The organism is Mucilaginibacter ginsenosidivorans, from assembly GCF_007971025.1.
Taxonomy (GTDB): Bacteria; Bacteroidota; Bacteroidia; order Sphingobacteriales; family Sphingobacteriaceae; genus Mucilaginibacter; species Mucilaginibacter ginsenosidivorans.
On sequence record NZ_CP042436.1, the window covers coordinates 385,290 to 402,517 of the forward strand.

Here is a 17,228-nt window from a genome sequence, read left to right on the forward strand (position 1 = left end):
AAACATACAAAGTTTTAAAAACTTCAGTAGTTTCGCTTCATGATTTTCGAACGTAAAAACGTTGATAATGACAAATTAGTGTCGTTTTACAAGGCTTTGCTGTGGCCAAGGCTGATCGAGGAGAAAATGCTGATCCTTTTGAGGCAGGGGCGCATAGGCAAATGGTTCTCCGGTATCGGGCAGGAGGCCATAGCGGTAGGCAGCACTTTGGCCATGCAGCCTTACGAATATATCCTGCCGATGCACCGCAACCTGGGCGTCTTTACAACCCGCGATATCCCACTTTCGCGGTTAATGGCGCAATGGCAGGGAAAAGCGTCGGGCTTTACCAAAGGACGCGACCGTTCCTTTCATTTCGGTACGCAGGAATATAAGATCATCGGGATGATATCGCACCTGGGTCCGCAAATGGCCCTGGCCGACGGTATCGCCCTGGCCGATGTGTTAAGCAAAAGAAAAAGGGCCACCCTGGTTTTTACCGGCGAGGGCGGCACGAGCGAAGGCGATTTTCACGAAGCGCTGAATGTGGCATCGGTATGGAATTTACCGGTAATATTTTTGATCGAAAATAACGGCTACGGGCTCTCGACGCCCGTGAACGAGCAATATAAATGTGAAAAACTAAGCGACCGCGCAATTGGTTATGGCATTGAAGGCCGTACCGTAGATGGCAATAACATCCTGGAAGTTTATCACACCATTAGCGAACTGGCGGAAGACATCCGCCAAAACCCGAGGCCTGTGTTATTGGAATGTATGACGTTCAGGATGCGCGGGCACGAGGAAGCATCGGGTGTCAAATATGTACCGCAGCAGTTATTTGATGAATGGAAGGAAAAGGACCCCATTGCTAATTTTGAGCAGTTTTTACTGGATGAAGGTGTGCTTGACGCCGAAAAAATAAAGGTGATCAAAAGCGGTTTTACTTCGATGATCGATATCCAGATCGAAAGGGTATTCAATGAGCCCGACATCATCCCCGATATGGAAACCGAGTTGGCTGATATGTATAAACCATACAGCAATCCAACAATACAACCATCTGACAATAAAACAACCAAACGTTATATCGACGCCATAAGCGACGGCCTGCGCCAGGGTATGCGAAAGCATCCGAACCTGGTTCTGATGGGCCAGGATATTGCCGAATACGGCGGTGCATTCAAAATAACCCAGGGGTTTGTTGAAGAATTCGGCCGCGAACGCGTACGCAACACGCCGATATGCGAGTCGGGCATAGTGGGTGCGGCAATGGGTTTGTCTATCAATGGCTATAAATCCGTTGTCGAAATGCAGTTTGCCGATTTTGTCACCTGCGCCTTTAACCAGGTGATCAACAACCTGGCAAAAACGCATTACCGCTGGGGCGAGAACGTGGACGTAGTGGTACGCATGCCTACGGGCGCGGGCACGGGCGCCGGGCCGTTCCATTCGCAAAGCAACGAGGCCTGGTTCACCAAAACACCGGGCCTGAAAGTAGTTTACCCGGCTTTCCCTTCGGATGCTAAAGGTCTGCTATTAGCAGCCATTGACGATCCGAACCCGGTCATCTATTTCGAACATAAATACCTATACCGCAGCATAAGCGAAGATATTGCCGATGACGAATACACCATCGAAATAGGCAAGGCCCGTGTGGTACAGGAAGGCACCCGGGCCAGCATCATCACCTATGGGCTGGGTGTACATTGGGCATTGGAATATGTAAAACAGCATAGCGATCTGTCCATCGAGATCGTCGACCTGCGCAGCCTGCAGCCCTGGGATAAGGAAGCTGTGGAAGTAAGCGTAAAAAAGACCGGCAAGGCTTTGATATTACACGAAGACACCCTAACCAACGGTTTCGGCGGAGAAATAGCGGCCCATTTAGCCGAACATTGCTTCACTTACCTGGATGCCCCTGTTATGCGCTGCGCCAGCATGGATACTGCCATCCCGATGAACAAAGCATTGGAGGACCAGTTTTTGGCGAAAGGAAGATTAGCGAAAATGATGGAGAAGTTGCTGAGTTATTGATCACGCAAGGCGTCGACCCCATCGGGGTCAAACGTCGGTAGAAAAAATTGATTTGACGTATTTTCCGTGCCGTAGGTACGGAACTAATGTCGCGTACTTATGGCACGTTACGTCTTTTTGTTAAATTCTCTACTGGCGTTTTGCATCTACGATGCAACTGAATATTCGCTATCTTTAAAATATTAGTGGTAATTTAGTATTATGGTAACGCTGGAAGATATTTATAAAGAAGATCCCACTCAACGGATCATAGATGAAGGAGCTGGCTGGGGCGCCGAGCAGATGCTGAAAGCGGGGGTGCCTATCTTTTACCGGAACGAAAAATATCCAGAGTCATTAAAAGGCGACTTGTTTGTTAAAGAGTATCCAAATGGCGCCAAATTTTTAGTCCGGAAAGAACTTACAAGCGACTACCGCCTGCTTGAAGAGATCATTAAACCTTTGGATAAATAATGCCCTCTTTAGTTGTCATTGGTGGTCCGAATGGTTCAGGAAAGACTACGCTTACATCGTACCTAATTCAAAAAGGGACGATTAAATCCGATGTAATCAATCCTGATGAAATCGCCTATAAAGAATTCGGAGACTATGGGTTCCATGTAAAGGCAGCCAGGATCGCTTTAGAACGAAGAAAGCAAGCAGTCGAAAAAAAAGTAGACTTCGCTTTTGAAACGACTTTTTCCGGCAATTCAGAGGTCAATGAAATAATAGCCGCAAAGTCTGCCGGCTATAAAACGATCCTATATTATGTTGCCCTGGAGTCTATGCTCGATAATCTAACAAGGGTTGAAGAACGCACGACCAATTTAGGCCATCATGTAGAAAGAGAAGATATTATAAGAAGACATGATAAAAGCCGGATCAATTTATTAAAACACATTACCTTGTTTGATAAGGCATACTTGTTCGACAATTCAGACACAGAACGTTCACGCGTTGCTATTTTTGAAAAAGGAATATTAAGATGGTTAAACGAGAAACTTCTCAATCATCCCTTTTACAATGAACTTTTAAGAAAGTAAAATAAAACCTTTCGCCCCTGCCTGCCGGCAGGCGGGTTTTACCCTTTCCACCTTTCGCCTCATCCCTCCACCAACTCCACCTCAGCCACCGGGCTAAACAAATAGATCCTCCGCGTAGCTATCTCCGTGCATTTAAACCGTTTGCGCAACTGCTCATCTTTACGAAAAACACGGCCATTTTTTAGTTTGAACAAAGCTTTCATGGGCACCTTATCCACCGTCAGGTGCGCCGGTTTTGGGGCGTCGTAGGACCGGAGTGTTTTATACAAATTCAGGTCCGAGCAGCTCGAGGCCGCCGGGTTATTCAAATAGCTTACAATGGCTCGCTTCACGTCAAACGGGAATATCTCCTGTTCAAAAAAAGGCTGCATCATCTTTTTGAAATTGGCTTTCCACTCGGCGCCGTGCGGTTTGGCTTTATGCTTATGCTGGTTCCAGGTATGCAGGTGAGCAAACTCGTGTACCGTAGTTACCAGGAAGGCGTAGGGGTTCAGATCAAAATTGACCGATATGCGGTGACCCTTGCCGCCATGCGGCGGGCGGTAATCGCCAAACTTGCTGTTTCGGTTTCGGGAAACCTTAAACTCACACTTAAAGTAATCTATCCAGCGGCCTATCAGCGGGGCAGCCGCCGGCGGAAGATACATCTCTAATACTTTTACTTTATCCAATTTTACCTCTTTCCAAAAATACATTTTTGGAGCGGAAAGCTGAAAGCTTAAAGTCTAAAGCTTTTTTTAATCCGGGACAAGCTTTCAGCTTTGGTCCTTCCGCTTTAAGCTTAAAAAAGATACTTTGCGGCAAGCAAAATACTTTGCGATATCTTGTATACATGGCCGCTTACATATACATCGGATAATTCTCCGCTACTCATTCCTGTTTTTACAAAAAGCTGGCTCGGTCGGCCGAGATGCACTCCCTGGTTCAACTGTATTTGCGTACCCGAACTTTGGAATCCTTTTTTAACCAGGTAAGCGCCCGAGGGGCCGGCAAGACTGCCCGTAGCAATATCTTCCACCGAACCGAGGTTGTCCCATGTCCGAATGGTCAGTGTTGGAATGTCCAGTATACCGACAAACATCGCCCCAAGCTGCCTGATCTTTTCTTCCAGGTCATTGACCCTTATCTTTGCCTGCAAACCGTTCCGCCGCAAGGGAACAATAAGATAAGGCAGCCCTGTTGAAACGATAACCGGCCGGCAACCTTCATACAGATCATCCTTATTTAAACTGATGGCATCCATCAGCCAATCCGTTTCGGTTTCGCCCAGTTCTTTGCCAAATTCGGCCCGCCCCTGGTTCATCGTTGCTTTAAAGGATCCTTCTCCTTTTTCAGTGGTCACCTGCACCGTCTTTTTATTTAAAACGAATTCCCATTCGGCTTTTTGTTTTTCGGGATAATAAAGATCGTGCAAGGTTGCGGCAGCGCCAAGCACAGGGTGCCCGGCGAAATCCAATTCTTCTCCCACCGTAAAAATATAGGCCCTCACTTTGGTGCCTTCTATCCGCTGTAAAAAGATACTTTCAAACTGCCGCATTTCCTGAGTCAGTCTCAGCATTGCCTCTTTGCTCAGTCCTTCGGATTCCGTAAATACGGTAAGCCCGTTGCCCGAAAAAGGCCTGTCGGAAAAAACGTCGACGTGATAATAGGGTAGCGTTTTCATAATACCTGCTTCTATAGTTTTAATAAGATCTGTTTTGGGCGATGCCGGCAATTTCGATGCGGGCGTTCATAGGCAATTCTTTTACTGCGATGCATACCCTTGCCGGGAAGCGTCCGTTAAAATATTTCTTGTACACCTCGTTTGTCGCGTTATAATTGTCCATCGAGGTTAGATAGATGGTAACGTTTACAAGGTCCTTATAGCTTAGATTATGCTCTTTTAGTACATCACCCAGGTTTTTCATCACCTGGCCGGCCTCCGCACTAAAATCAGGGCCGGCTAAGTGGGCGGCGCCGTTTGTACCAATTTGTCCGGATATGTATACCGTACCGCCTGTGCCAACGGCGTCCGAAAATGGCAGCTTGTCCGAGTGATCTGTTATTGCCTGCTTCTCGTTTTGCTGGAGCTGCAACTCAAATCCCCGACGGTCCAGTTGTATCCAATACTCAGCTATCTTCCCATTTGCTATGCGGTATACGGCGCTTCCAATTTCCGTCAAGGGTAGGTTTGTCGCCTTATGCCCGTCAATATCCTGCAGGTGTTTTCCAGTTTGCTTCCATCGGGCGTACACCTTGTTACCGTTGGCTATCAATTCGGTCACCTCCAGGTCGTACCGGCCATACAAGGCCAGGAACTCCTTAACGTGATCCGCATAGTTTTGCGGGCTGCGTTTTACAACTTCCGGATTCTCCGAGTTCATTTGATGAGCCAGGACGGTATCGGCCATAAACTCCGCTGCCCTATCGGGTTCCCTGCCCGACCTGACTACCTCGAAAAATGCACTGACAATTTTTTCAGATTCTTCCGTTTGGGTGGTGCTCATCTTTTGTGCTGTTGTTATTTGTATTGAAACTGTTAATATGGATAAGCAGGCAAAAAGTATCTTTTTCATTATCTGTTATCTCTTTTATATCCGCAACAAAATTGCTTAGTTTTGAAAATATATAACAGATACAAAATTTGAATATTTTACTGTAACAGATTTTAATGCAATGAAAGAGCCGATATATCTTGCTATGGCAAATAAGATTACCTCAATGATCGGGGACGATGTCTATAAAGCGGGCGACAAATTGCCTTCGCTGCGCAGCCTGCACAGAGAAAACGGGATCAGCATAGGCACTGTATTGCAGGCATTTAATCACCTGGTGAATAAGGGCTTGATCGTATCGCGCGAAAAATCAGGGTATTTTGTTAGCTACGGGTCCGGGCGCAAACTTGCGTCGCCGCAAACCATACCGGCGTCGTTATCCGAAAGAACGGTCCGTATCGACGGCCTTTTGCAGAAGCTCAGGGCAGACGGTACCGGGAGGGATTTTGTCTCCTTCGCCAACGCACTTCCCGATCATCGCCTGTTGCCATTCAACGGCATTAAGCGTGCTTTGCAAACCGTTTCGAGGGATATCAGTGGCAGCTACCTGGCCATCGAAGAGCGTAAAGGAAATTTGAAGCTGCGCGAAGAGATAGCCAAACGATCGTTTGCCTGGAATGGCTCGTTACACGCCGATGACCTGGTTATAACCAATGGTGCTATGGAGGCTGTGATACTTTGCCTTAAAGCAATAACCAAAGAAGGCGACACTATCCTGGTGCAGGACCCCTGTTATTACGGCATTATGCAAACCCTCGAATACCTGAACCTGAAAGTAGTAACCGTCCCCTGCCATTCCGATACAGGTATCGACGTAGCCGTTGTAGAAGCAGCCTGCGATAAGTTTGATATAAAAGCCTGTGTGCTGGTTGCAAATTTTAACAACCCGGATGGGGCGTGTCTGAATAGCGGTCAAAAACGCCGATTGGCAGAGCTGGCCAACCTTAGAAAATTGCCGGTGATAGAAGACGACCTGTACGGCGACATCTTTTTTCGCGGGAATCGCCCGGATACCATAAAAACCTACGATAAGGATGGATGGGTGATGTATTGCAACTCGTTCTCAAAGTCGCTGGTTCCGGGTTTCCGTATCGGCTGGTGCGCACCGGGCAGGTTTGCTTACGAAGTGGCACGGCTTAAATCGATGCACAACGGGCCGGTGTGTAATTTCACCCAACGGGCGCTGCATCAGCTATTGGCCTCAGGGTTGTATGACAGGCATTTGAAAAAGTACCGGGTCGAGCTCCAAAAGAACATGTTACGGACCATCCATCTTATAGAAAAGCATTTCCCTGGTGATACCAAGATCAGCTCGCCCTTTGGCGGACTGGTGATATGGGCCGAACTTTCACCTGAAATCAATACTGTAAACTTGCAGGACGAGGCTTTTTCACAAGGCATAAGCTACGCGCCGGGTGAAATTTTTTCGGCAAAGGGAGATTACAAAAATTACCTGCGCATAAGCTTTTGCCGGCTTTGGGACACCAAAACAGAAAATGCTTTAGTCAGGCTTGGGGAACTATTCAGGTTGCAAGCTGGGAAGCAAAGGGGCCATGGGCAAAACAAACATCTCTGATACTTTTAAACAAATTAAAGTAAAAACCTTTGCCCTTTAGCCTTTATCCTTTTACCTTAATAAATGATAGGTTATAAAACTCGCCACATAGGCAAGTCCCGTCATGTAGGCAAACTGCGCCGCCGGCCAGCGCCAGTTTTTTGTTTCGCGGTAAACTACTGCCACCGTGCTGGCGCACTGCATGGCGAAGGCATAAAACATCATTAACGAGAAAGCTACAGCCGCGGTAAACACCGGCGTACCATCAGGGTTTTTAGCGGTATGCATTTTCTGCTGAACGGATTCCATCTTTTCAGCATCGCCATCCACACTGTATATGGTTGCCATCGTCCCCACGAAAACTTCGCGTGCGGCAAATGAGGTAATTAGCGCGATACCTATTTTCCAGTCGAACCCAAGCGGTCTTATTACCGGTTCAATTGCATGACCCAAAGCGCCTGCATACGAGTTTTCGAGTTTTTCCGAAGCGATAGCATGGTTCAGGTCGACTGCATTTAAATGCTGGGTATACTGCGGCTGTTTATATTTCTCTTCGATGCGCTGGAAGCGGTCGCCGGGACCGTATGAGGCCAGTACCCACAATATCACCGAAACGGCAATGATCACCTTCCCGGCCTGCAGTACAAAAGCTTTGGCCCTGTCGTACATGGAATGACCCACATTTTTCCAGCGGGGCATACGGTAAACCGGCAGTTCCATAATAAAATAGCCGCGTTCGCGGGCCTTCAAAATAAATTTCATCACAAACGCTACCGTGACCGCCGATACCAGGCTGAACAGGTACATGCCGGTAAGCGCCAATCCCTTCATATTAAATATCCACCACACATTGCGGTCAGGCACCACCAAAGCGATAAGCAGGGTATAAACAGGCAAACGCGCCGAACAGGTAACCAGCGGCGTCACCATAATGGTAATCATCCGGTCCTTCCAGTTCTCGATGTTCCGGGTACTCATAATGGATGGCACCGCGCAGGCAAAACCGCCAATTAGCGGCACTACCGACTTACCGTTCAAACCAACCTTACGCATAATGCGGTCCATCATAAATGTCACGCGCGACATGTAGCCGGTATCTTCCAGTATCGAAATAAAACCGAACAGGATAGCGATCTGCGGGATAAAAACCATTACGCCGCTAAGGCCGCCTAATACCCCATCAACAATAAGGCTGGTTGCCGGGCCTGACGGAAGCAGGCTATGTAAACTGCTCTGCAGCCAAACAAAAAAATCGGCTATCAGCTGCATAGGGTAAGCCGACCAGGCGAATATCGACTGGAAAATGAATAGTAGGATAGCAAAAAATATAATAAACCCGAACGTTTTGTGGGTTAGTATCTTATCGATCTTATTACTGATGGTTTGGTCGTGCGCGGTTTCTTTTTTGGTAACCGTGTCGTACAGCAGGTCGTTGATAAAATTGTATCGTGCAATTGTTTCCGATGCCTGTGCCTTTTGCGAATGAAAGCTGAATTCGTGCTCCAACTCTTCAATACGGTCGCTTTGCGATGGTGTCAGAAAAGTAAGCGTCTCGTGCTGGTGTGCCAGTTGCAGGGCGAAATAAGGGTTCTCAACTTCTATCTCTTTCCCTATCTGTGCTATCAATTGCGGGGCAAGTGCCTCCACATCAATGGTGTCTTCCTGCAGGGCAATTTTATTGGCAAAAGCGATGGCTTGCTTTAATTTATCGATACCTTCTATCTTTCTTGCCGATATTGGCACCACCGGCACGCCGAGTTTTTGGGCAAAGGCATCAACGTCGATACTGATATCTGATTTCTTCGCCAGGTCCATCATGTTGAGGGCAACGATGACGGGGATCTTCAGGTCAGCTACCTGGGTGTAGAGTAAGAGATTTCGCTTCAGGTTCGAGGCATCCAATATCACCACAACAAGATCAGGTCGCAGTGCGTTCGACCGGTCGGCTAATACAGAAAAAACAATGGATTCGTCCCTGCTTTTGGGATATAAACTGTAGGTACCGGGCAGGTCGATAATTTGCGCGTGACGCCCGTCGGGCAGATCGCAAATACCTGTCTTTTTATCGACGGTAACCCCGGGAAATTGCCTATTTTTTGATTGAGCCCGGTTAAGACATTAAAAAGCGTTGATTTACCGGTATTTGGATTGCCTACAAGCGCGACTTTCAGATCAATGTTCACTTGTTAACAAAACTACTGCAGGATGATGGTCGAGGCTTCTCTTTTGCGTAAACTTAACTGGTAGCCCGAAACATGTATGGCTATCGGGTCGCCAAGGGGGGCAATCCGCGAAACCCTCACTTCTTCACCGGGTAAACAACCCATCTCCATCAATTTTACCGACATTTCCAAATCGGTAAATTCCTTAACTATACCTGTTTCCCCTACCTCAAGTTGTGAAAGTCTCATGTCCTTATTCTTTATAACTGAACAAATGTATACCTTATTTAAATTAAATCCAAATAAGAACAAGTGATCTTCGTCACTTTTTACAATGTTGTTAGAATTATACGTATTTAACCTGTTTCGCAGTTTTTACAGGGGAGATATTTCGGCTGAAATGCGGGCAATGGCAGTCCTTTTTAAATATGCCGCACGATGAAAGACCGGTAACTGCAAGGGCCAATAATAGATACTTTATTTTTTTCATGCCTGTCTCCTTTCTATTGTCTTGTATACGGCAAATATGTACGGCTTTGTTTCCTGCTATTCAAAAGTATGCAAAAAAATAAGGCCCGTTTTGCGGGCCTGACAATTTCTTTACCGGTTATTTAAACCCCGATGAGGGTTTTATAAGCATCTGCCGAAAGCAGGCCGTCAACTTCCGAAGCATCCTTAATAGTTATTTTCACCATCCAGCCTTCGCCGTATGGGTCGGTGTTAACCAGTTCGGGCTGGCTGTCCAATGCAGGGTTAAGCGTTGTTACCGTTCCGGTAAGCGGCATAAACAGGTCCGAAACCGTTTTTACAGCTTCAACGGTGCCAAAAACCTCTTCGCGGGCCACCTCTTTTCCTACCGAAGAAACGTCAACATATACAATATCACCCAGTTCGCCCTGGGCAAATTCAGTAATGCCAACAGTGGCAGTGTCGCCTTCTATTTTTATCCACTCGTGGTCCTTAGTGTATTTAAGTTCAGCAGGAAAATTCATATTGCTCCGTTTTTTTTGAGTCTCAAAAATAGTAAAACTTTACTGAAGAAAAACCTAAAAAAAGTCTTACCAAAAAAGAAAAAACCTTAACTAAAAGGTATTGTTAAGTAAATGTAATATCAATTAAAAACATTCACTATGAAAAGATTAAGCTTAATAATGATGGTAGTTTTTACGGCATTTGCCTTCCAGGCATGTCAAAACAAAGCCAAAGACTCCACAGACAGCGCCGACAGCGCCAACATGACCAAAGATACATCGACGAATGCTGCGGCTACCGGCGGCATAGCAGTTGATGAGAACGATGCCAAATTTGTTACAACAGCCGCCAACGACGGGATGACTGAAGTTACTTTAGGGAAAGTAGCGGAGCAAAAAGCAGCAAATAGTCGCGTTAAGGGATTTGCCGATATGATGGTTACCGATCATACCAAAGCCGGGGAGGCATTAGCTGCTTTAGCTAAGACAAAAAACATTACGCTGCCTGCAGCGCCAAACGCCGATTCGCAGAAAGCGATAGACGATCTGTCAAAAAAATCCGGAAAGGATTTTGATAAAGCATATGTCGACGCCATGGTTGACGGTCACGAGAAAGCAGTCAAACTGTTTACCGATGCATCGGAGAATTGCAAGGATGCCGATCTGAAAGCGTTCGCCACAAACACACTGCCTACATTGAAAATGCATTTGGATTCTATCAAGGCCATAAAAGCCAGCATGAAATAAATAAAAGCATTAAAGACATTGTTCATTAAAGAGACCGGGGTCAGCTCCGGTCTTTTTTTATGCCCTTGCCGCTAAGTGTCAAAAAACAACCTGTTTTATTCGGCAAAATATCGCAATTTAGGGAGCACTTATAGGTGCAGCTTTTCGTAAGCTTACTGATCCGCTTAAACTAAAACATTATGAAAAAAATCAGCCTGTTCCTGTTGCTTGTTTGTTCCTTTCAAATCGTCAAAGCACAAAAACCGAACGATATCGAATCCAAAACCAAAGGGCTGAGCAAATACAGCGGCTACTTTAATTTTTACTGGAACGAGAAAACTGGTCAGGTTTTACTGGAGGTCGACCGCCTGAATGACGAGTTTTTATACGTTAACTCCTTACCCGCCGGGGTCGGCTCGAACGACCTGGGGCTGGATCGCGGGCAGATAGGCGATTCGCGCATTGTAAAATTCATCCGCAGCGGCGATAAAGTGTTGCTTATACAGCCCAACTACAGCTACCGCGCGGTAAGCAGCAACCCGGATGAGCGGAAATCGGTTGAGGAGGCGTTCGCGCAGTCGGTGATATGGGGTTTTAAAGTGGAAGCTGAGGATAGCGGCAGGGTTTTGATAGATATTACCAATTTTCTGCTTCGCGACAGTCACCAGATAGCGCGCAAACTGGGCAACAGCAACCAGGGAAATTATCATGCCGACGACTCCCGTTCGGCCATCTATCTGCCCAATACCAAAAGCTTTCCTGAAAATACCGAGTTCGAGGCCATTATTACCTTAGCCGGAACAGGCATAGGCTCCGAGATCAGGTCGGTAACACCCGATGCAAATTATGTAACGGTACGGATGCACCATTCCTTTATTAAGCTTCCCGACAATAACTATAAGCCCCGTAAGTTCGACCCGCGCTCGGGTTATTACGACAATGAATATATGGACTATGCAACGCCTATAGATGAACCGATAGTAAAAAGATTTATAGCGCGGCACAGGCTCGAAAAAAAGGATCCTAATGCTGCCATGAGTGAGCCTGTAAAACCAATAGTTTATTACCTCGACCGTGGCGCCCCGGAGCCTGTTCGTTCGGCGTTGATGGAAGGCGCTTCGTGGTGGAACCAGGCCTTTGAAGCGGCCGGGTATAAAAATGCGTTCCAGGTAAAACTGCTGCCCGAAGATGCCGACCCGATGGACATCCGGTATAACCTTATCCAGTGGGTTCACCGCTCCACCCGCGGCTGGTCGTACGGCGAATCCATACTTGATCCCCGCACCGGCGAGATTATCAAGGGGCAGGTAAGTTTGGGGTCGCTGCGGGTGAGACAGGACTTTCTGATCGCGGAAGGATTGGTGCAACCTTACGAGGATGGCAAACCCGTGAGCGATAAAATGATGAAAATGGCCCTGGCCCGCCTTCGCCAGCTTGCGGCGCACGAGGTTGGGCACACCTTGGGATTGCAGCATAATTTTACGGCAAGCGTAAATAACCGGGCATCGGTAATGGACTATCCGCCGCCTGTTTTCAGTTTGAATACGGACGGCACCATCGACCTGTCAAATGCTTACGCGACGGGTATTGGCGGATGGGATAAGCGCGCAATACTGTTTGGTTACCAGGATTTTCCGGCGGGAACAAACGAGGACGAAGCGCTAAAAAACATCATGGTGGAAACTTTAAAAGAGGGTTATCTATATATTTCGGACGATGACGCCCGACCTGCCGGAAGCGCGCACCCGCAGGCCCATTTGTGGGATGCAGGAACCAATGCCGCCGATGAGCTGAACCGCCTGATGGTGATACGGAAACATGTGCTTGACAATTTCTCTGAAAAGGCCATACGGCAGGATGCCCCGATGGCCACTATCGAGGAAGTGCTGGTGCCCATGTACCTGGTGCAGCGTTACCAGGTTGAAGCGGCCTCGAAAATGCTCGGTGGTTTGTATTATACCTTTGCTATAAAAAACGACGGGCAAACCGTTACCAGATTTGTTCCGCCTGCCGAACAATGGAAAGCTTTTAACGCATTGATGGGTACCATTACGCCCGAAGCGCTGGCCCTGCCCGAAAAACTGATCGAAAAAATACCTCCCCGGCCGATAGGTTACCCGCGGACAAGGGAAACATTTAAATCGCGCACCGGGTTAACTTTCGACCCGATGTCGGCGGCCGAATCTGCCGCGGGCAATACGCTTGAATTTATGCTGCAGCCCGAACGCGCGGCGCGTTTGGTAGAGTATCATGCGAGAGACGAAAAACAACCGGGCCTCGAAGCTGTATTAAATAAACTGGTGGCTCAAACCTGGAAGGCTCCGCAATTAACAGGTTACAAAGGCGAGCTGCAAAGGCTTGTGAACGACCTGGCATTGAAGCAACTGCTTACGCTGGCCGCCACAACATCGGCGCCTGAAAGCGTTCGTGGGATGGCGCTGCTTCAGATCACCGAATTGAAAAAATGGATGAGCAAAGCAGTCCTAACCTCCGGGGGCGAGCAGAAAGCCAGCCTTTTGTTCGGCCTGGCACAGCTTAATGAGTTTGAAAAGAACCCGGATAAATTTAAGCCCGCGCCGGTTGTAAACATGCCCGACGGTTCGCCTATTGGGACTGATGATTTTGGCTGCGGAATGTAAATATTTCTATAAGTAATTTTGACTATGGCAGATACGATCAAAACAGGTTTAATGGCTTACGGCATGTCGGGAAGGATATTTCATGCACCCTTTGTTGCCCTGCATCCCGGCTTTGACTTGAAAGCGGTGGTTGAGCGGCATGAGAAAAAAGCCGCGGCTGATTACCCGGGCATTACAAGCTACAACAGCGTTGATGAATTACTCGCAGATAAGGAGATCGAATTCGTCATCGTCAATACGCCTCCCTATACCCACTTCGAGCTGGCTCAGAAAGCGCTGGAAGCAAATAAGCATGTGTTGATCGAAAAACCAATAGCCACCAGCTCCAAAGAAGTGAAAACACTTTTTGATCTGGGCAGGGAAGTTGGGAAGCACGTCATGGTTTATCAAAACCGGCGCTGGGACAGCGATTTTACATCGGTCAGAAAAGTGATAGAAAGCGGCCGGCTGGGCGAACTGATAGAGGTGCATTTCCGGTTCGACCGGTATAAAGCGGCATTGAGCCCGAAGGTATTTAAGGAAACAAAGAACACTCCCGGCAGCGGCCTGGTTTACGACCTCGGTCCGCATTTGATCGATCAGGCGATCAGCCTGTTCGGGCGACCGCTTTCGTTTAAAAAGACAAGCGGCATTTACCGCGAAAATTCGCAAGTGCCGGATTATTTCCATTTCCACCTGGAATACCCGCATCAGCTGAATGTTTATCTTACATCGGGCCTGCTCATTGCTCAGCCAACACCATCCTTCGTGGTACACGGCACATTGGGCAGCTACCTCAAAAACCGGGTGGATGTGCAGGAGGCGCAACTGGACAAAATGATGCGGCCGGATGATCCCAAATATGGGGTCGAGCCTGCCGGCGAAGAAGGCTTGCTGGTGACAGTGGGCGCCGATACCCAAAAAACAACAGAAATTATTTCTTCGGAAAAAGGCGACTATTCACATTTATTTGAAGCTGTTTATCAGACTATCAGGAATAATGCGTTATATCCCATAACCGAAGAACATATTGCCTGGCAAATGGAATTGCTGGAAGCTTAGGAGCAGATTTCTGATATGCAGATATCAAGTGTATAAAAACACTAAATCATTTGCACATCTGCATATTCGCACATCTGCACATCAATAAGAATTGTTACTTTTATCGCATAATGAAAAAACTACTTGTCCTTTTTAGCCTGATCATAGCAGCAGGTTGTTCCAATGCTCAGAATAAGGCCGCTCAAAACATTGAAAACATACCGCCTTTCAAAATAATGAAGGCCGACAGCACCTGGTTCACCGTTAAGGACCTGAAAGCGCATAAGCCGGTGATGATCATCTATTTTTCGCCCGATTGCAGCCACTGCCAGCACCTGATGTACGAAATGAAGCCGAAAATGAAGGAATTTGCCAACACACAGATCGTGATGGTAACTTTTACCGATTACAACAGGCTGGCGATGATCCGGAATTTTAACCGCGACTTCGACCTGAAAAAATACCCGAATATAACTGTAGGTACAGAGGCACGTACGTACCTTGTGCAGCAATATTATCATGTGGCAACCACGCCTTATATTGCCATTTATGGCAAAAACGGCAAGCTGGTAAGGGCTTTTGAAAAGGCGCCGAGCATTGATACCCTGGCCGAGACGGTAAAAAAATCCTGATCATTATTGTTGCTGCTGTTGTTGCTGCAGCATCTCCATATAAACCTGGTAACTGTTTTTAGGGCGATCGTCCACGGGTTTAAATTCCGGCGTTTTAGTTTCTTCCTGTACCGAATGAGAACTGTGTACCTCGTCCTCGTACCCTACTGACACGGCTACTTCCAGCACATGGTCCGACGATCCTTTATAAACGCCCCGCACAGGCGAGCAATCCAAAAAATTACGGCCTACTGCCAGCCGCACGTGTGTTTCGTTGGCCACGCAGTTATTTGTCGGGTCGATGCCCAGCCAGCCGTAGTCGGGTATATAGGCTTCGGCCCAGGCATGGGTGGCTCCCTCGCCGCGCATGTTGGTATTCCGGTGGGTGCAAATGTACCCGCTTACATAACGCGCCGGAATATTCACCAGGCGCAGCATGAGGGTAAGAATATGGGCAAAGTCCTGGCATACTCCTGCCTTTAATTTCCATATCTCGTCCATCGTTGTTTCAACCGTAGTTACACCCTTTATGTATTTAAAATTATCGTACACATACCGGCAAAAGCGCAGCGCAACCTGGTACGGGGTGTCGTCCTTTGATTTTTCAGCCTGGACGATGGCCAGCAATTCATCCACGCCTTCAAAATATTCCGGTTTCAGAAAATCGATATAGGGCACCATGTGTGCAAGGTGTTTCAATGCCTCCCATTGCTGCCCCGGGAAAATATCGTTGCCCGGTAACTGCCTGTGGTGCGTGGTGACCCACAGCCTCGAACTGATGGTTAACGAAGTATGCGGCTCGCTGTGTGTAAAGGTGCCAACCTCGTTGCCGTAATAGTCGATAAAAGTGTCGATAACGGGGTCGCCGGTTATGGTAAGTTCCTGCCTGGTAACCTCCTGGAAAATATCTTTTATAGGATACAGGATGATCTGGTTGGCGCTATCGCGCACCGGGGCAGGATAGGTATATCGGGTAATATGTTCAATTCTAAAATCAGGCATACGGGTATTATATCAACAGGTTTATCAGGAATTGGCAAAATAGTGATTATTCAATGCATCGCCAATGCTAAAAAGCTGGCTTCGTATCTGCGTCAGGAAGGTATGCAAACCTTCATCTTCTATCGTTTTTACCGAACTATACCGTATATGGCTCTGCAACCTGCCGATAAAGAATGATAACTGGCGGAAACTGTCCATGTTACTATCACTCTTCAGCCGTTCAAAATAACGCTGTATGTGATTAACGGCATAAATAACCGACCGCGGGAAATCGTTATTCAGCACAACCTGTTCCAAAACGTTCTCGGCCTCAAAACCCGTACGGTAAGTTTTCAGGTAGATCTCGTACCCGCCAAGCGACAACAATAAGTGTTTCCAGTAAGTGGTATCGCGCAACAGGTCGGGGTTGTGGTCTATCGAACCGAATTTGGTATCCAGTATATCCACGGATTGTATGCCGCGCTCCAGGTATTTCCCAAGGTTCATAAAACTACGGCCCTCGCCGCGTTCCATCGTAATTTCGACGGTACCGTAATAAAGCATTACCTGCTTGATCAGGATATCCAGAACGGTTATCGGGTCGTCCTTCCGCAGCGCAGTGTCCAGTTTTGGGTCCTTAACAGTATGATAATACTCGTTCAGGCATTGCCAAAGGTCCTTGGTGATGTGTTCCTGCACGCCGCGGGCGTTCTCGCGCGCAAAGGTGATGATATTCAGGATCGAATTGGGATTATTCTTGCCGGTTACCATATACCGGATAACGGCCCGGCTGTCGTTGCCGAGTTTCTCCGTTTCCTCGTCGTGTCCCGAAAATATGCGGACCACGGGTTCCCAGGTAAACTCCTGCACCGTATCCTGCGATGATGCATAGTTGATCTTGAGCATACGCAAAATACCGTCGCTGCGCTCCACGTAACGGCTTAACCAATATAAACTTGCTGCAACCCTGCTTAACATATCTTTTATTTCG

Annotated in this window: 15 protein-coding genes and 1 pseudogene; 8 read left to right on the forward strand and 8 right to left on the reverse strand. The window is 47.5% G+C overall.

Going from position 1 to position 17,228, the window contains the following annotated elements; genetic code table 11:
* The first annotated feature begins 39 nt into the window (after positions 1-39).
* The 3 genes from FRZ54_RS01765 to FRZ54_RS01775 all read left to right on the forward strand — a co-directional run bounded on the left by FRZ54_RS01765 (position 40) and on the right by FRZ54_RS01775 (position 3,038).
* Positions 40-2,016 carry an alpha-ketoacid dehydrogenase subunit alpha/beta gene (locus FRZ54_RS01765; RefSeq protein ID WP_147029937.1) on the forward strand — a complete coding sequence of 659 codons (1,977 nt, stop codon included), beginning with the start codon at positions 40-42 and terminating at the stop codon, positions 2,014-2,016.
* 201 nt (positions 2,017-2,217) lie between these two features.
* On the forward strand, positions 2,218-2,469 hold the full coding sequence (locus FRZ54_RS01770) for a hypothetical protein (RefSeq protein ID WP_147029938.1): 252 nt from the start codon (positions 2,218-2,220) through the stop codon (positions 2,467-2,469).
* Entirely contained in the window at positions 2,469-3,038 is a 570-nt protein-coding gene (locus FRZ54_RS01775; RefSeq protein ID WP_147029939.1) for a zeta toxin family protein, read from the forward strand. The genes FRZ54_RS01770 and FRZ54_RS01775 overlap by 1 nt, the downstream gene beginning before the upstream one ends.
* A gap of 59 nt (positions 3,039-3,097) precedes the next feature.
* On the opposite strand, the gene FRZ54_RS01780 is transcribed toward FRZ54_RS01775, so the two are convergent.
* The 3 genes from FRZ54_RS01780 to FRZ54_RS01790 all read right to left on the reverse strand — a co-directional run bounded on the left by FRZ54_RS01780 (position 3,098) and on the right by FRZ54_RS01790 (position 5,593).
* Positions 3,098-3,733 carry a SprT-like domain-containing protein gene (locus FRZ54_RS01780; RefSeq protein WP_147029940.1) on the reverse strand — a complete coding sequence of 212 codons (636 nt, stop codon included), beginning with the start codon at positions 3,731-3,733 and terminating at the stop codon, positions 3,098-3,100.
* An 86-nt stretch (positions 3,734-3,819) separates the two neighbouring features.
* Positions 3,820-4,701, reverse strand: a complete 882-nt coding sequence (locus FRZ54_RS01785; RefSeq protein WP_147029941.1) for a PhzF family phenazine biosynthesis protein — start codon at positions 4,699-4,701, stop codon at positions 3,820-3,822.
* Positions 4,702-4,720: 19 nt separating this feature from the next.
* Entirely contained in the window at positions 4,721-5,593 is an 873-nt protein-coding gene (locus FRZ54_RS01790) for a Rid family hydrolase (protein ID WP_147029942.1), read from the reverse strand.
* A gap of 100 nt (positions 5,594-5,693) precedes the next feature.
* Here FRZ54_RS01790 and FRZ54_RS01795 point away from each other — a divergent pair, with 100 nt between their 5' ends.
* Positions 5,694-7,148: an aminotransferase-like domain-containing protein gene (locus tag FRZ54_RS01795; RefSeq protein WP_147029943.1), complete on the forward strand. Its 1,455-nt coding sequence runs from the start codon at positions 5,694-5,696 to the stop codon at positions 7,146-7,148.
* A 51-nt stretch (positions 7,149-7,199) separates the two neighbouring features.
* Here FRZ54_RS01795 and feoB read toward each other — a convergent pair.
* The 3 genes and pseudogenes from feoB to gcvH form a co-directional block, all read right to left on the reverse strand.
* Positions 7,200-9,310, reverse strand: a pseudogene (feoB, locus tag FRZ54_RS01800) (ferrous iron transport protein B).
* Between the two features lie 12 nt (positions 9,311-9,322).
* Positions 9,323-9,538 carry a FeoA family protein gene (locus tag FRZ54_RS01805; protein WP_147029944.1) on the reverse strand — a complete coding sequence of 72 codons (216 nt, stop codon included), beginning with the start codon at positions 9,536-9,538 and terminating at the stop codon, positions 9,323-9,325.
* A gap of 362 nt (positions 9,539-9,900) precedes the next feature.
* Positions 9,901-10,281, reverse strand: coding sequence for a glycine cleavage system protein GcvH (gene gcvH, locus FRZ54_RS01810; RefSeq protein ID WP_147029945.1), 381 nt, complete (start codon positions 10,279-10,281; stop codon positions 9,901-9,903).
* A gap of 138 nt (positions 10,282-10,419) precedes the next feature.
* Here gcvH and FRZ54_RS01815 point away from each other — a divergent pair, with 138 nt between their 5' ends.
* From FRZ54_RS01815 to FRZ54_RS01830, 4 genes are all read left to right on the forward strand, one after another.
* The gene (locus FRZ54_RS01815) at positions 10,420-11,007 is read left to right on the forward strand and encodes a DUF4142 domain-containing protein (protein WP_147029946.1); all 588 of its coding nucleotides are present in this window, start codon (positions 10,420-10,422) and stop codon (positions 11,005-11,007) included.
* Between the two features lie 179 nt (positions 11,008-11,186).
* On the forward strand, positions 11,187-13,625 hold the full coding sequence (locus FRZ54_RS01820) for a zinc-dependent metalloprotease (RefSeq protein ID WP_147029947.1): 2,439 nt from the start codon (positions 11,187-11,189) through the stop codon (positions 13,623-13,625).
* 24 nt (positions 13,626-13,649) lie between these two features.
* Entirely contained in the window at positions 13,650-14,666 is a 1,017-nt protein-coding gene (locus FRZ54_RS01825) for a Gfo/Idh/MocA family oxidoreductase (protein ID WP_147029948.1), read from the forward strand.
* Positions 14,667-14,776: 110 nt separating this feature from the next.
* The gene (locus tag FRZ54_RS01830) at positions 14,777-15,277 is read left to right on the forward strand and encodes a TlpA family protein disulfide reductase (protein ID WP_147029949.1); all 501 of its coding nucleotides are present in this window, start codon (positions 14,777-14,779) and stop codon (positions 15,275-15,277) included.
* Positions 15,278-15,280: 3 nt separating this feature from the next.
* Here FRZ54_RS01830 and FRZ54_RS01835 read toward each other — a convergent pair whose 3' ends face one another.
* Both FRZ54_RS01835 and FRZ54_RS01840 read right to left on the reverse strand, forming a co-directional pair.
* Positions 15,281-16,258, reverse strand: a complete 978-nt coding sequence (locus FRZ54_RS01835) for a transglutaminase family protein (RefSeq protein WP_147029950.1) — start codon at positions 16,256-16,258, stop codon at positions 15,281-15,283.
* Between the two features lie 24 nt (positions 16,259-16,282).
* Positions 16,283-17,215 (reverse strand): alpha-E domain-containing protein, encoded by a 933-nt coding sequence (locus tag FRZ54_RS01840; RefSeq protein WP_147029951.1) that lies wholly within the window; start codon positions 17,213-17,215, stop codon positions 16,283-16,285.
* Positions 17,216-17,228 lie beyond the last annotated feature (13 nt).